The organism is Streptomyces sp. NPDC002130 (assembly GCF_040296465.1).
GTDB lineage: Bacteria > Actinomycetota > Actinomycetes > Streptomycetales > Streptomycetaceae > Streptomyces.
In genome coordinates this window covers 1-14,466 of record NZ_JBEOXI010000209.1, presented here as the reverse complement: position 1 = coordinate 14,466, position 14,466 = coordinate 1, and the positions used below count along the sequence as shown (strand labels likewise).

Here is a 14,466-nt window from a genome sequence, read left to right as displayed (position 1 = left end):
AGCGGGAACGACCGCGAGGCGACCGTACGCAGGCTCCTCGAGCAGCCGGCGCGGCCGCTTCCGCCCGAGATCCACACGGAGGCGGTGCGCCGCGGTGATGTCCCACTCGCTCTGCAGCTCAACGCACAACCACCGAGAGGAACGCCCCTCCTCGGGCCCGAGCGCGAGCAGGAACCTACGGTCGGTCTCGGAGAAGAGCCCTCCTTCGACCGACAGCCGGTACCAGTCCGCGTTGGCCTTCTCCAGCAACTGCGGCTCGAGGACATCGAGCATGGCCTCTACGCGCCCCTCCTCGGGAGGGCAGCTCGTGGCCTGCCCGGTGACGATGGGCGGAATGAGCCCGTCGGGCTCGGTACACCCGTCCACGATCCGCAGGCCCGCCGCGGCGAGAGACTTCATGACCCCCATGATCCCGTCTTCGTCGACCAGCACACGCGGCAGGGTGGTGCTCGGCTTCACGCTCGGTCCGTCGCCGCCCGTTACGGCAGACGCGGCCATGCGTTCCTCGACACGGCCACCGCAGCAATCACGGTCATCCTCCTCAACACCTGATCGCCCGGACAGGTCCGAGGAGCTGCCCTGGCGATCCTCGCCATCAGTAGGCTCTCCATAGAGCCAAGACCTGACACGCCAGGGTCTGGAGAGGATGGGGAGGACCAGCGATGCGGGTCGAATACGATGCCTCGGCAGACATGGCGTACATCTACCTCGTCGACAGGATTGCTCCAGGGGAAGCCGTCCGGCAGGTACCCGCCGAGGACGACACGGCGATACTCGACTTCGACTCGGACGGACGGCTGCTGGGCATTGAATTGTTCAGCGCCAGGCGCCGGCTGCATCCCGATCTGATAGGCATTGCCGAGAGGATCGACCGGAAACCGAGTCCGCCGAACGAGAGCCGTTGACAGGGGTGTAGGGAGCAGGGCGATCTGACGGACGTCCAGTGGAGGCGGCTTGAATCGCTTCTGCCAGTGGCGGGATCCGCCGGAGCGATACGGGCCGTGAAAGACAGTTCAGGAGAGGCATCTCCGCTGGTCGTCGGACGGTATCTGGGAACGGCTGTTGCAGCGGGTTCAGGCCCAGGCGGACGCGGTCGGCGACATCGACTGGGATATCGCCGTCGACTCCACAACCAAGCGTGCTCATCACCACGCCGCGGGAGCCCGCAAGGCGTCGCCACCTGCTAGAAGGGGCTCCGCGCAAGCAGGTCAGAAACGCTCGGATCTGGGCCGGGCCGAGCTCATCGACCTGCTGGTGGAGGTGATGCGGGAGGTGAGGCGCCCGGCCGCTCGCGTGGTGGCTTCACCAAGATCCATCTGAGCGCGGACGGCAGCTGCCGGGTGTTGTCGCTGGACATCAGGCCCTGTTCGGCCGATCAAGCCGCTGACCGAGCAGCGGTCCGATCCGAGAGGCCGGGAGAACGGGAGAAGCGCTGGGCCGCGGCTTGTTGGCGTGCCGCACCTGGTAGAACACTGCCCCGTGGGTATCCAGGAACGCGAACGCAAGATGTACCGGCCGCTGCGGCGGGCCGGCCTCGAGGTGATCCCGAACACCGTGCCGCCCGGCACGATGCCGTTCGTCTCCGGATACCGTCCCGAGGACATCGTCGGCGGCTTCTCCCACCGGTACGAAACCCCACGGCTCGTCAAGCGTCTCAATGAGGACTGGTATGACCTGGCGGTCTCCTCGGGCCTTTTCGACCACCGGCGCGAGTTCCTCGTCCTGCTTCCTCACGGCACCTACACGCACCAGGCCCTCCTGCCGAAGGAGTACCTGCACTATGGCCGCCATGTCCCCTCGCCGGTCTGGACCCGGGTCCGGCTCCTCGACCGCTGGGACATCATGGGCCGGGGCGCGGCATCGGCGTTTCTGGGCATACGTGCGGGCCACCCAGGTTTCAGCATGATGGCGCTCGACAGCAGCGTGTACATCGGCTGCTCGACGGGCGAGATCGGTGTCGATGTGCGTGCGGTGGCCCACCCGGCCCGCTCTGAGAACATCCTGCAAGACCTGGAATGGTACGCACATTGGGACTATCCCCGCGCCGACAAGGAGTTGCAGAAGCGGATCGCTGCCTGGCTCGCGGGCCGCGGGACCGCCAGCCGTTCCGACCGATGACCACGCAGGCCCGGCTGCGAGGCCGGCAAGGTTGTTGCCAGCCAGCTGATCACGCGACTCCCTCGGCGTGAAGTCGCTGGTCGCCCGCCGCGGCCCCGAGCACGATTCCGGACTCGGCACCCAACGCTGAGTCGTCGGACGCGCGTTCGCTCACCTGCACTTTCGCCGCCTGCGGATCCGCTTCCAGAAGCCGCACAGCCGGGGTGCGAGGCAGGGCTGCCCCCGGGGACCAAACCAGCGGTTCGCCACGGGTGTCGCGTGGACACACTGACCTCGGCCGGTTGTACCCGCTCGGGGTAGCTCCTCGGCCTCCTCGATGAAGGGTGTCCGCAGGGAGCGGGGGAAGCCGCCGAGACGCGAGAAAGGTGGCGCGCGGTGGAACGGCCACCAGTACCTCGACGCCTGACAGCCCTTAGGCCCGCCACTGGTGGTGTGGCGGGCCTTGTGGCTTCTTGCGTGCGGTCAGGGCAGCAGGATGACCTTGCCGCGGTTGCGGCGGTTGTCGAGGTCGTCCTGGGCCTGTGCGGCTTCCTTGAGGGGGTAGGTCCGCCAGATTTCCACGGTCAGCTTGCTGGCGGCGGCGAGGGCGGCCAGTTCGGGGAGGGCTTCGGGGGCGCGGTCGGCGGGGTCCATGCCGGTCAGGCGTACGCCGTGCTGGGCGGCGTTCATGTCGGCGATCGTGATCACGCGGTCAGGACCGCCGACCAGGTCGAGGGAGTCGGGCAGGGCGCCGGCTCCGGAGGTGTCGAAGACCGCGTGCACGCCCTGCGGGGCGGCGGCGCGAACGCGTGCAGGTCAGCCCGGGCCGTAAGCGAGGTGGTTGCGCCCAGGGCGGTCAGGCGCTCGAGGTCGTCGGCGCCGGCGTGGCGACGACGGTGACGCCGCGTGCCGCGGCCAGCTGGATGGCGATCGCGCCCACGCTCTCGGCGGCGTCGTGGATGAGCAGGGTCTGGCCGGGGCGAGGTTCAGGTGTTTCAGGGCACGGAAGGCCGTCTCGCCCACGGTGGGCAGCGCGGCCGCGACCCCTCAGGGCAGGGGGGCGGGCTTGGCCACCGGGACGGGCATCAAAACGTCCTGGGCGTAAGAGCCGCCGGGCGTCAAGCCGAACACTTCGTCGCCGACGGCGAAGCCGGTGACGGCTTCGCCCGTGGCGTCGATGACTCCTGCGGCGTCCAGACCCGGGACGATCGGGAACTCGGCCGGCAACACGCTGGCGAGGTCGCCGTGGCGGATCTTGTTGTCGAGCGGGTTGACGCCCGAAGCCTTGACGTTGACCCGCACGTCGTGGGGCGTGGGCTCCGGGAGGTCGGTCTCGGTGAGGGTGAGGACGTCCGGGCCGCCGAAACGGTGCCGGACACTACTCCCCTTCGGTGCAGGAGGCGCGGTGCTCCAGGTGCGGGAATAGCGCATTCCAGCGGTCCTGCGACAGACTGACGGGTTGTGAGCGGCACATGGCCTCATAGAGGCGGTCAGTGTCGTAGTTGAGGATGTACGTGTTCTTCTCGTTGGACAGGCCCGACGTGTCGGTCTCGGTGGTGACGGCCAGCCAGCTCCCGCCCGAGGACAGCCGGACGGATGCCGCGCTCTCCAGAGTGGCGAACTCCGGGGTCGCCCAGTGGCCGTCGCGGCCCAGGGACCAGATGCGGTAGGGGCTGCCGGTGATGGCGTGACGGCCGTCGGCGGTGACAGCGAGGGACGTGATGGCGCGGTCAAGGCGTACGGTCTCGCGCTTCTTCCTCGGCTTACGGGGATCGGAGACGTCCCAGAACTCGATCGTGCCGTCGGCGACCGCGGTTGCGAGTTCGTCTTGCCCGGCGGGGAAGTAGCTGTCGGGAGCGGCCGGGATCCGCTTCCCTTCGACCGGACGGCCCGGTTGGGGTAGGTCGTACAGCCGGATCGTGTCGCCGCTCTCCTCGGTGATGAGCAGTTTCGACACATCGTCGTACATCGCGCCCTGGCGCAGCGCCGCGTCCTCGATCACGTCGCCCATGCGGGGATGGGCAGGGTCGGAAACGTCCCAGAACCGCAAGTGCCATTCGCTTTCGACGGTCACGACGGTCTGCGGGCCCGCGAACCAGAGACTTCCCGTGTCGAAGAGCCCGCCCTTCGCCTGCGCGGGGATGTCGGCCCGGCGTACCGGCTTCGCGGGGTCGTGGATGTCCCACAGGGCGATGGCCGGCTCCTCCCTCGAACCCACGGCCAGCAGCCGGCCGTCGGGACTGACGGTGATGTGCGAGACGTCGGCGGTGTACCGGATGCTCGCGCTTCGGCGCGGCGGGCCCTGGGCCCCGAACCGCCAGAGCTGGAGGGTGTGATCCATTCCTCCAACCCAGTGGTGGGCCAGCAGGACCGGGTCGCCGTCCCGGCCGGTCAGGAACCAGTTCGCGTCCCAGTCCTTCGGGAGGGTGTAGCGCGGCTTCGGCGAGCCGTTGTTGCCGATGGTCCAGATCCGGGTGCTCTTCGAGACGTCCGGGCCGTCCTCCTTGGTGATGAGGAGCCTGCCGTCGGCGCTTATGGGGCCCGTGCCCGCCACGTCGTGCACGGGCAGGTAGCCGGGGAGCGCGGGCGCCCCGGCGCGTTCGGTCCACAGCCGGATCTCGCCGCTGACCTCACCGGCGGCCAGGTAGCGGCCGTCGGGGCTGTAGGCGACCGACTGGACCGGCTGCCCGGCGGACAGCACGCCGAGTTCCGGCTTGATCTGCGCCAGCTCGGCCGCCTTGGCTGTCGCGCTGAGCCGTCGTACACCGTCCTCGCGGTCCGCCCCGGCGAGGAACCTGCCGTCCGGGCTGAAGGCGAGCTGCGGCATGCCGTCATAGCCGCCCCACCTGTCCCTGTAGTCCTCGACCGACACCCGCCGCAGCTCCCGCCCGTCCACCACCTTCCACCAGGCCGTCACCCCCTCACCGCCGTTCGAGACAACCAGATCGCGGCGCGGGTGGGCAGCGAGGGACGTGACCGAGTCGGCCCGCTCGGTGTCGCGCACGACGGGCCGGCCGGGGTCGGTCAGGTCCCACAGTCGCACCTGGGCGGGGTGCCCGTCCGCACCCGGCCCGTTGCCGTTGCCGGTGATCAGGTGGTGTCCGTCGCGGGTGAACGCCAGCGAGATCAGCTCGGCTTCGGCCACCGTGCGCTGCGCACGCAGCGCCGGGCGCGCCGGGTCGGAGACGTCCCACAGCCGCAGTCGGCCCTTGTCACTGCCGGCCGCCAGGGTCCGGCCGTCCCCGCTGAACGCCACGCTGAACGTTGTCCTGCTCTCCTCGACCGGCAGATGCGCCAGCCGCTTGGGCCGCTCCGGGTCCACGATGTTCCACAGGGTCAGTTCCGTACCCGTCTGCGCGGCGAGCAGCGGCTCGCGGGGGTGGTGGGCGAGGGCAGGTCGTCCCTTCACCTGGAAGCGGCCGCCCTCGGCCGGCCGCCCGGGATCGGACAAGTTCCACAGCTGCACCCGGCCGTCCCGGTGGCTGGCGGCCAGCGCCTTGCCGTCCGGGCGGTAGGCGAGGTTCAGGACGGGCTCGCGGTGGGGCTCGGCGGGGGTGAGGTGGACGGGGGTCAAGGTGATTGCCGCCGCGTACAGGCTGGAGCGGGTCTCCGGGATCTCGGCAGTGCGGTACGCGGCCAGGCTGAGGCGCAGCGCCGTCCCCGGGTCGCGGTCGCGGATGCGGTCGGCGCGGGCTGCCAGCTCGCGGGCGATCAAGGCCCGCTCCCGGCTCGCTGCCTGCCCGTTCTCGTGGACCGCCCAGCCCGCCAGGGAGGCCGCCACTAGGGTCAGCACCGACAGCACGGAGACCCACGCCCGGACGGCCCGGCGTCGGCGCCGCTCGGCGGCGTAGCTCGCGGCGACGAAGTCGCGGACCACCTGCCGTACGGGCGCCGCAGCGGCGGTCTGGGCGGCGGCCAGCTCACGTGCCTCCCACAGGTCCAAGCCCCGCCACAGGCCGCTGGGCCCGCGTCCGCCGTCGTCCCAGCCCTCCGCCGCGGCCGTCAGCCGCCGCAGTCGCAGCAGATCGCTGCGGACCTCCTCGATCCAGCCGGTCAGCCGCTCCCACGCGTGCAGCAGCGAGTCGTGCCCGAGCTGTGCCCCGCCGTCCTCGTCCATCACGATGAGATGGACGTCGGCAAGGAGCCGCAGGAGGTCCTGCGTGTCAGCCAGTTCCTCGCGCGGTGCCCTGCGGCGTACCAGCCGGCCCTCGCCGTCGGCGACCTGCACCATGGCGAGCATGAGGACACGCAGCCGCTGTCGGCCGTCCTCGTCGAGGCCGTCGTGGATCCGGTCGGCGGCGCGGGCGACCGCGTCGCGGATGCCGCCCGCCTGCTGGTACGCGGCGTAGGTGAGCGTCGTGCCGCGTCGCCGCAGCCATATCTCCTGGAGGACGTACGCCAGATACGGCAGGGCCGCCGCGTCGCCGGTTCGTCCGCCGCGCCGTTCCTCGTTCACCTCACGCAGCAGGATGCGCGGGACACCCGCCTCCCACTCCAGTCCGGCGTAGCGGGCGGGCTCAACGATGGTCGCCTCGATCTCGTCGTCGTTCAGTGCGGACACGACGAAGTGGTCGCGTTCCGCGAACGGGGCGAGATGCGGGTCGCCGAGGACGTCGCCGTGGTAGTCGGCGCGCAGCGCCAGCACGACGCGCGGGCCGTCGGTCGCGGTCAGCGCGGCGGCGAACCGGCCGCGCTCGGCCTCGTCCGCGCCGTGCGTGAAGTACTGCTCCAGCTGGTCGACGACCAGGACCCCAGGCACCGGCCCGCCACGCACCCCGGACCCCGCGCTGGTGAAACGTCCCCGTTCCAGATCGCGCATGACCTCGTCGACCGAGCGGCCCACCGCCTGCGCCCACGCCTCGGCGAGCCGCCGAAACGGCCGCGCTCCGGGTGTGGGCAGCAGGCACACCGGTCCCAGTCCAGCGCGGTGTGCCGCCACGCTCAGCCCGGCGCGCAGCAGCGATGACTTGCCGACGCCGGAGTTGCCGATGAGCACCAACGGTTCCCCCGGCCGGGTCCCGGCGACCCTGGCCAGCAGTCGCTCCGTCATCTCCTTGCGGCCGAAGAAGAGGTGGTGCTGTTCGGGCAGGAACGGGCGCAGACCCGGGTACGGGCACACCGCGTCCGCATCGTCGTCCGGCGCCGACGGGGTGTCCGGAGCGGGGTGCGCGGGATAGCGGCGGTTGGCGGTGAGGACCAGCTCGGCCATGCGGGCGGTGCCGCTGCCGTAGGGGCGGGCCGCCTCGCCCTGGAGCTGCTGGTCGAGCAGGCGGTAGACCCCGCCGAGCGTCAGCAGGCGGGGGGCCCCCGCGTCGCCCTCCCGCAGCAGCTTCAGCAGATGGCCTGTGAACAGGGTGTACTCGGCGCCCTCGGGGGCGTAGGCGAGGGTGTTGCGCTGGGCTGATCCAAGCAGATAGCTGCCCTGGGGGCGGGACGCGCCGAACGGGTCCGGGGCGGGGGCGCGGTCGGGCTCCCGAGCGTTCCCGGCGAAGCAGCAGTCGAGGATCAGCACCGGGTCCGCGGTGGCATCGCCGAGGTAGCGCTCGATCTCCGCGTAGGGCACCGCGTGGGCGGTGTCCGTGAGGGACTTCGTTGCGGCCGTCGCGAGATACAGCCGTCCGCCGGGCCCGCGCAGACCGTGGCCGACGAAGCAGAAGACGACGATGCCGCTCTCGGGCCGCTCCTCGGTGGGCGCCGCCCGGTCGGCGGCCTGCGCCAGCGCCTCCAGCACCTCGCTGGGTGACACGGGGTCCGTCAGCACGCGGACCCGGTCGCCCATGCCGCAGTCGCTGCGCAACGTCTCGGCAAGCGCCTGAGCCGAGGGCACGGCTGCGGGCAGATCGTGCAGCCGGTCTCCCGGGTAGCGGCCTGTGCCGACCACCACCGCGTGGCAGCCGGGCCCGGTCAGATCTGGCCCCCTCCCTAACGGCATCGTCAGTGCGCCCCCTTGGCCCGGCGCGTGCCGTCCCCGTCCGCCCTGCGGGAACCGTCCTCGTCGGCCTGCCAAGTGCCGTCCCCGCTGGACGCTTCGAGCTCGCATGTGCCCAGCGCGTGTGGCTCTCGCCCGGCCTCTTGAGCCGATGGCTCTCGCAGGGCCTCCGCCACTCGCTGGGCCAGCTCGCCGGTGCCCTCCGCGGTCAGCGGCCGGACCTTCTCGGAGGCGACCACCAGCTGGGTGCCGTCAGGCCGGTTGATGGTGACGGTCACATTGCTGCGCCGGTTCTGCAGCCAGACGACGAGGGCGGCGCCAGCCACCGCGGTGGGCCCGCCGGGGGCGAGTAGCAGGGTCAGCAGCTCGCTCCAGGCGCCGCCCATCGCTCCCGCAGGGGCGCTGTCCGCGAGGTCGCGCTGCACGAGTCCGCGCAGTTCGGGCTCCTGGCGCAGCCAGTCGTACAGCTCGTCCGTGGCGCTCCCGTGGTCGCCGGTCTCCGCCTGAACGCCGAGTGTGAAACGCACCCCCGCTCCTCCCTCGGCACGTCGCCGTCGTGCCGCTCATCCGTCCCTGCCCCAACTTCCCTTACCCACCCGCCGGTTCCACGCACATCACAGTCACAGCACGGCGAAGCCGAGGGGCGTTGCCCCGCCGGCAGCAGACGGGTGCGCTCGCTGTCGAGGTCGACGACGGGAAAGCCGCTGGTGACGTCCGCGGTGAAGCCGTCCGGGGAGACGGCGACGTCCTTGTGCGGGCCGTCGAGCGGGAGGACGTTCCCGCGACGTCCGGGGTGTGGACGGTCAGGGACGGGCCGTAGTCGGAGCACGGGTCGACAGGACCGGTGCCGATGACTAGGTCTGTCTCTTTGGTCAACGTCGGGTCCAGAAGATGAGGATGCCAGCGAGGTGGAGTGCGGCCTGGTAGGCGATGGCGAGTTTGTCGGTTCGTGTGGCCAGGCCGAGCCACTGCTTGGGGCTGTCGATGCACCGCTCGACGGTATTGCGCTATTTGTAGGCCTGGGTGTCGAAGCTGGGCTGGCGTCCGCCGTCGCGGCCTCGCCGTAGGCGGTGGCCGATCTGGTCGGACGGCTGCGGAATGACTGCGCGGATGTCCCGGCGCCGCAGGTGGCTGCGGATGGCGCGCGAGGAGTACGCGCGGTCGGCGAGAACAGCGACGGGTCGGGTCCGTGGCCTGCCCGGGCCATTGCGGGGCACGCGGATGCGGCACATCACCGTCTCGAAGGCGGGTCCGTCACCGGCCTGGCCCGCAGTGACGGTGAAGGCCAGAGGCTGTGCACAGCCGTCCGCTGCGAGATGGACCTTGGTGCTCAGTCCGCCGCGAGAGCCTCCGAGCGCGTGGTCGGCGGGCTCGCTGGATCGGGCCGCCCCCCTGGCGCGCTCCGGCGGCGTGTTGGTGGGCACGGACGCCGGTGGCGGTGGCACGAGCCGAGCTCGTCGGAGGTCTCGCCAGGGCGAGCTGGTGCGGTACTTCCACGCGATGGCCTTGAGGGTGCGCGACGATCGGCCCACCGCCGTCCGCGGACCGGATCGGCCGGCATCAGCGGCGCGATCCGGCCCCACATCGCACCAGTGATCACTAACCGGACAGACACATCCGATCAGCCGATCAACCCATCAAAGAGACATGCGCTGGGCCGTCATCAAGGACACCGCGCATGCGTGTCCGCCCCGACCAGGCGGCTGGCAGACCCTCCAGTTCGATCAAGGACTATGGGAGGACGACTACCTGTCCGCCCTAGGTGGGCTGTTCTGGCATGGCCACCAACCGGGTGGGGGCGTCGGCGGTGCCGCCGCGTTGTGCCGTCACGGTGATGTGGCAATGCCGGGGACGTCGGTGGGGGAGAGGTCGGTGCGGGCGCGGTGGAGGCGTGCGGGGTGGCGCCACCGGCCGCCAGCGTCGCGGGCCATCTTGCGGCGGCCTCCTGTACGGCTGAGGGCGTTGATGAGCTCTTGCCGGCTCATCTTCGACCGGCCGGGGAGGTCCTGCTCGGTGGCCCGCTCGTACAGCTCTGCCTTGCTCAGCTGCCGCAGCTCGTCCTTGGTAGCCACCCAACGAGGCCTTGCCGAGCAGCCGCGTACGCTGGTCCGTCAATGGGCCGACATAGACGGAGGGCGCATGGCGCCGGGCAGGGCTACGAAGAAGAACAGACGTCCCGCAGACCAGTATCAGCTGCCGCCGCACGTTGATCAGGCCCGCCAGGTGGTGAGCAGAGCCAGGGGATGGAAGCCACGTCCGAAGCTCCCGCAACGCCGCGTGATTCTGGCCGGTCTCGGCATGTCGCTCCTGTGCGCGGGGATGACAGCTGTCTTCTGGCTCCCATCGCAGTCATTGGTACGGGACCTGCGGTCCAGGGGAGTCACTTCTGCTGCCACCGTCGTCGGTGTGGACTCGAAGCCGAAGTACGTGAAGGTGCGCTTCGTAAGTGGCCCTCAGATGGGAGCCGAGATCAAGCTTTCGGACTACGCTGGGATGTATCCCGAGGCTCGCCCTGATGGGGCCATACTCGTCACGTATGACCCCGAGCAGCCGTCCCGGGCCCTCTCCCACGGTTGGGTGGAGAACCCGCCAGCGAACCTGCCGGCATACGGCACCTCGGCCCTCACCTTGGTGTGCCTGAGCCTCACAACGGCAGTGATAATCCGCCGCGTTCGCATCCTGCGTAGCTCCGGACCCGGCCCGCAGCCCGAGTCGCTGTCGGAAGATGCCTGACGCAGTGTTTTACAGTGGGGTCCGGCCACGAGGCTTCCCACACGACTCCTCGCAATTGACGATCCCGAGCCGGACACGGCGCCGCTGCGTACAGACGCCGAGATGACCGCCGTGCTCCGACACTTCCCCAGCCACATCCAACTCCAAGGCATCGAGGCCCCCGGCCGGGCCGGGGCGCGAGGGTCGGCCGCCAGTCGGGAGCGACCGACGCCCAGCCTCAGGGCTGTGCCCCAGAGCCCTGTGGCGTAGGGGAACTCGTGCAGCACGTATCCATCCCGGCTTGCATCACTGCGTCAGGCCCGGCGCCGGCCCGACGACGGGCAACTGGCAGGCGGTGACGACGTCGTGAGTTTCCCAAGCGAGGACGACCTCGTCCGCGCCCTCAGCCGCGGCGATGCTCGCGAGTTCCGGATTCCGGTGAGTGCGTCCTCGTCGACCTTGAGCGGGCGTACCCAGATCCTCCCGACCAACTCGCTAGCACCACGGCATGGGGGCCGGGCGGGGCATGATCCCCCCCGCCCAGTCCTGTGGTGTACGCCTCGCACACCACCAGTGCCCGGGCAGCCGGCATGGCAGCCGCCCAGCGGCTGCTCAATGAGCACGGCGCGTTCCTCGACGACCTGGAGAACAGCTGGACGCCCCGTACGACCAGCAGCCGGGCGCCGCCGCGTGATCCTGCACGTCGACGAATCCTGGATCCTCGAGGTAGCTGAGCGGGCAGGGCACCGGGACCCGGCCGCTGACGACTACGGCGTGCCCATCGCCGCCGTCGCCCGCATGAGTATGTAGACGAGTTGCAGTCGCTGTTCCTCCAGCGACTCGAAGCCGTGAAGACGCCCCGTGGACACCATGAACTGCAGCCCCGGACGGTGACGCTGGCGAGCCCTCCATGTGAAACGCCGAACCGGCTCCGACCCCAGCACCGGCACCGACGCCAGATCGCGCACCGGCCAGACCACGTCGCCGCTGGAGAACCGCCACGTCGACGACCACCGCCGTGGCCGACCATCGCCCTGCACCAGCCGCTCGCGTACGGCGTCAGCGACGGAGTACGGGGCAATCAGCTGATCCAGCCCGCACCGATCCGACCGCACCACAGCCCGCGTAGCCACCGAACCAGCACAGCATCACGACAAGAAGCCCAAGGCGCACTTCGACGACATGCTCACAACCCGCAACCAGCTGATCAGGTCCGCACCCCTTCGGCACCCTGGCATGACTGAATGCGACCGCCAGCGACCGCGGGCAGGGCTGCATCTGGCCCCTTGCAGCTCCCCCGTGCCTCAGCCCGTCAATGCTGCTCGGGTTTCAAGACGCCAGATCACCGTTACGCCCACCTCACCGGGAGCGTCCGGTCCAATCGGTCACAACCATCAACCCAACGGACGCGCATAGCCATGGCACTAGCGCAGGCGGCGGATGGCTTGGGCCTCGGCCCGTTCCACAGCGCTGCGGCCATGTGTGTGCACCAGGGCCAGGTGGAACAGGGCGGGGGTGACCGGGGCCCAGCGACGGATGCGGTCCGGGCGCAGGAGGTGGCGAACCACGTCCGCCGGGCGGAACGGCACGTATTCGATGCTCTGGTGCTCCCACCGGTCCGCGACGCCGCGTGCGATGCGCGACCGCAGGGCCTCGCCGGTCAGGCCGGCGAGGTGTGCGGTGAAGTGGGCGCTCCACTGCCGGCGTTCGACGTCCAGGACGAAGGCCAGCATCGTGAGCGTGTACTCGTGCGGCTCCAGGGAGAGTTCCTCGCGCATGCCGCGCCGCGCGACGTCGTGCAGGTCGGGCGCGTTGCGGCCGGCCGAGTCGATGTGCCGGGAGAGGCCTTCGTTCACCGAGGAGCCCCACAGGCCGGGCCCGGAGCGGACGTGGTCGGCTCGTTGGCTGACGACGAGCAGGTGGTCGGCGGTGACCACGGCGATGTTGACGCCGAAGCTGCACTGCAGGAATGCGGGAGCGTCCAGGGGGCGGTCGGGGTCGAGGTAGCGCTCCCGCGGGGTGGTCCCGTCGGGCAGCCTGCGGTCGAGCTGCTGCGCAGCGAGGAAGGTGAAGTAGTCCGTGGGGCGCAGCTGCAGTCGGACGTCCGCGTGTTCCTCGAGCGTGGTGCGGGAGATCTCCAGGCCCTCGACGGCGTATCGGGGGCCGTTCCAGATGCGCACCCGGGTGCCGGATGTCTCGGCCTGCTGTTCCGCCGTCTCGATCTCCGCCCGCCACGGCACCATGTCGTCAGGCAGTGCCACCTCCCCTTCCAGCACCTGGACCCGGACCGACTCCGGCGCAATGGCCTGTTCGCCGTCCCCCTCGACGACGAGCGCCGACGTGTGCAGCGGCCCGACCGAAAAGGTCGTCCAGGTGGAGAGCGGGGAACCGCCCGGACGATACGTCAGGCTGCGCACCGCGGTGGCGGATCGGCGCCGGATCCTGAACCAGGCGTCTTGAAGGGGCTGTTGGAACAGTATCGCGAAGATCATGCCGAAGACGGCCCCGACTATCCCGTTGACAAGATCGATTCCGCTCACAGGCCCGCAGCGTATAGGGTCACCGGCTGCCGTGGCTTTCTCGCCTGCCCTCCGGTGGACGACATCCCCCCGGTGCACCGGCAGGGACCTGGCGCCTTTGGACGGGCGGTTCGTGCGCGCGGGTGCTGCCCCGGCCGGGATCCGGCTCGTACGATTCGGCGTCATGGCTGATCAGGGGTGGGGTGCGGAGTCAGAACGGTGGGTCTTCGGAGTAGCCACCTGTCCCGTCGGTCGCCCCCCAGGAATCACGTTCCGCTTTGAGACGGGCGTAGCGCTCGCGGGTTGCGATGTCGTCCGCGTTCTCCAGGTCGCTGGTGTCGTGGCCCCATGCCTTCATCGCAGCCAGGACGCGGTCTCGGTTGTAGCGGTCGGTGCTGGTGGCCAGCAGACGACGAGCGTGGCCGACCAGTTCGGCCCGGTGCGCGGTAAGTACCTGTGTCTGAACCTCAGGGCAGGAGACGGTGTGGACCGTTGTGCTGACGTGCGTGGTTGGCTGTGTCGCCTTCCGTGGATGCCGTTTCGACACGAGTTCGGGAGTCACTCGCCGGCCAGCCGCGTGATCAATGTTGATGGGATTGATGTCATGGGGTTGTGGCGCCGGGCCGAAGGATCGCACGCATGCGGAGGCCGTGCACGCGACGGCGAGCGTGGTCGCACGCTCGCACCGCTGTAGATTCCTTGCACGACCTGAGGAGATCTGCGATGCCCGACCGCCGCAAAGTTCTGTTCGTGACCGACCTCGCCTACCAAGCCCGGGGGCGGCGCTACTGCGACGAGGACATCTTCCTGACCTCCCGACTGCGGGACGCCTTCGACATCGCCCTGTGCCACCCGCTGGATGCCGCCGCGCTGGTGGACGGCTTCGACGGAGTCGTGGTTCGTAATAGCGGACCCGTGCTGCACTACCAGAAGGAGTACGACGCCTTCCGGGAACAGGCAACGACCCGCGGGACCCGGGTCTACAACCCGCTGTCGGGCCGGGGCGACATGGCGGGCAAGCAGTACTTGCTGGACCTGACGGCCGCCGGATACCCGGTCATCCCCACCATCGACAGGCCCGAAGACCTGCACCTGCTGCCCCAGGCGGGACAGTACGCGGTCAAGCCGAAGGCGGGCGCGGACTCCATCGGCCTGACCTTCGTCCCCGGAAGACAACTGGGCGAGCTCGCTTACGGCGACATCCTCGTC

11 protein-coding genes and 5 pseudogenes are annotated in these 14,466 nt (G+C 70.2%); 6 read left to right on the top strand and 10 right to left on the bottom strand.

Features of this window, described 5'->3' with window-relative positions; translation table 11 throughout:
- Positions 1 to 498: pseudogene (locus ABT116_RS30910) on the bottom strand (hypothetical protein); the annotation flags it as partial.
- Between the two features lie 164 nt (positions 499 to 662).
- On the opposite strand from ABT116_RS30910, the gene ABT116_RS30905 reads away from it, so the two are divergent.
- The 3 genes and pseudogenes from ABT116_RS30905 (at position 663) to ABT116_RS30895 (ending at position 2,118) form a co-directional block, all read left to right on the top strand.
- The gene (locus ABT116_RS30905; protein ID WP_351640579.1) at positions 663 to 905 is read left to right on the top strand and encodes a DUF2283 domain-containing protein; all 243 of its coding nucleotides are present in this window, start codon (positions 663 to 665) and stop codon (positions 903 to 905) included.
- Between the two features lie 130 nt (positions 906 to 1,035).
- Positions 1,036 to 1,364 (top strand): annotated as a pseudogene (locus ABT116_RS30900) (hypothetical protein); the annotation flags it as partial.
- Positions 1,365 to 1,479: 115 nt separating this feature from the next.
- Positions 1,480 to 2,118 (top strand): hypothetical protein, encoded by a 639-nt coding sequence (locus ABT116_RS30895; RefSeq protein WP_351640577.1) that lies wholly within the window; start codon positions 1,480 to 1,482, stop codon positions 2,116 to 2,118.
- A gap of 462 nt (positions 2,119 to 2,580) precedes the next feature.
- Here the strand turns inward: ABT116_RS30895 and ABT116_RS30890 are convergent.
- From ABT116_RS30890 to ABT116_RS30865, 6 genes and pseudogenes are all read right to left on the bottom strand, one after another.
- Positions 2,581 to 2,886, bottom strand: a pseudogene (locus tag ABT116_RS30890) (zinc-binding dehydrogenase); the annotation flags it as partial.
- A 258-nt stretch (positions 2,887 to 3,144) separates the two neighbouring features.
- Entirely contained in the window at positions 3,145 to 3,528 is a 384-nt protein-coding gene (locus ABT116_RS30885; protein ID WP_351640574.1) for an alcohol dehydrogenase catalytic domain-containing protein, read from the bottom strand.
- Positions 3,476 to 7,978, bottom strand: a complete 4,503-nt coding sequence (locus ABT116_RS30880) for a caspase, EACC1-associated type (protein WP_351640572.1) — start codon at positions 7,976 to 7,978, stop codon at positions 3,476 to 3,478. Before ABT116_RS30880 ends, ABT116_RS30885 begins: the two co-directional genes overlap by 53 nt.
- A gap of 53 nt (positions 7,979 to 8,031) precedes the next feature.
- Complete coding sequence (locus tag ABT116_RS30875; RefSeq protein ID WP_351640571.1) at positions 8,032 to 8,553, bottom strand: effector-associated constant component EACC1; 522 nt, start codon at positions 8,551 to 8,553, stop codon at positions 8,032 to 8,034.
- A 345-nt stretch (positions 8,554 to 8,898) separates the two neighbouring features.
- Positions 8,899 to 9,641: pseudogene (locus ABT116_RS30870) on the bottom strand (IS5 family transposase).
- A gap of 211 nt (positions 9,642 to 9,852) precedes the next feature.
- The gene (locus ABT116_RS30865) at positions 9,853 to 10,098 is read right to left on the bottom strand and encodes a Rho termination factor N-terminal domain-containing protein (RefSeq protein ID WP_351640570.1); all 246 of its coding nucleotides are present in this window, start codon (positions 10,096 to 10,098) and stop codon (positions 9,853 to 9,855) included.
- 1,230 nt (positions 10,099 to 11,328) lie between these two features.
- Between ABT116_RS30865 and ABT116_RS30860 the strand changes: the two genes are divergently transcribed.
- Entirely contained in the window at positions 11,329 to 11,472 is a 144-nt protein-coding gene (locus ABT116_RS30860) for a hypothetical protein (RefSeq protein WP_351640582.1), read from the top strand.
- Positions 11,429 to 11,536: pseudogene (locus tag ABT116_RS30855) on the top strand (fic family toxin-antitoxin system, toxin component); the annotation flags it as partial. The gene ABT116_RS30860 and the pseudogene ABT116_RS30855, both read left to right, overlap by 44 nt.
- Here ABT116_RS30855 and ABT116_RS30850 read toward each other — a convergent pair.
- The 3 genes from ABT116_RS30850 to ABT116_RS30840 all read right to left on the bottom strand — a co-directional run bounded on the left by ABT116_RS30850 (position 11,506) and on the right by ABT116_RS30840 (position 13,894).
- Positions 11,506 to 11,871: a hypothetical protein gene (locus ABT116_RS30850; RefSeq protein WP_351640581.1), complete on the bottom strand. Its 366-nt coding sequence runs from the start codon at positions 11,869 to 11,871 to the stop codon at positions 11,506 to 11,508. The pseudogene ABT116_RS30855 and the gene ABT116_RS30850 sit on opposite strands and share 31 nt — an antisense overlap.
- Before the next feature lie 291 nt (positions 11,872 to 12,162).
- Positions 12,163 to 13,278 (bottom strand): hypothetical protein, encoded by a 1,116-nt coding sequence (locus ABT116_RS30845; protein ID WP_351640568.1) that lies wholly within the window; start codon positions 13,276 to 13,278, stop codon positions 12,163 to 12,165.
- Positions 13,279 to 13,468: 190 nt separating this feature from the next.
- Complete coding sequence (locus ABT116_RS30840) at positions 13,469 to 13,894, bottom strand: hypothetical protein (protein WP_351640567.1); 426 nt, start codon at positions 13,892 to 13,894, stop codon at positions 13,469 to 13,471.
- A gap of 86 nt (positions 13,895 to 13,980) precedes the next feature.
- Between ABT116_RS30840 and ABT116_RS30835 the strand changes: the two genes are divergently transcribed.
- Positions 13,981 to 14,466, top strand: a 486-nt coding sequence (locus ABT116_RS30835; protein WP_502983961.1) for an ATP-grasp domain-containing protein, incomplete at its 3' end; no start/stop codon positions are given.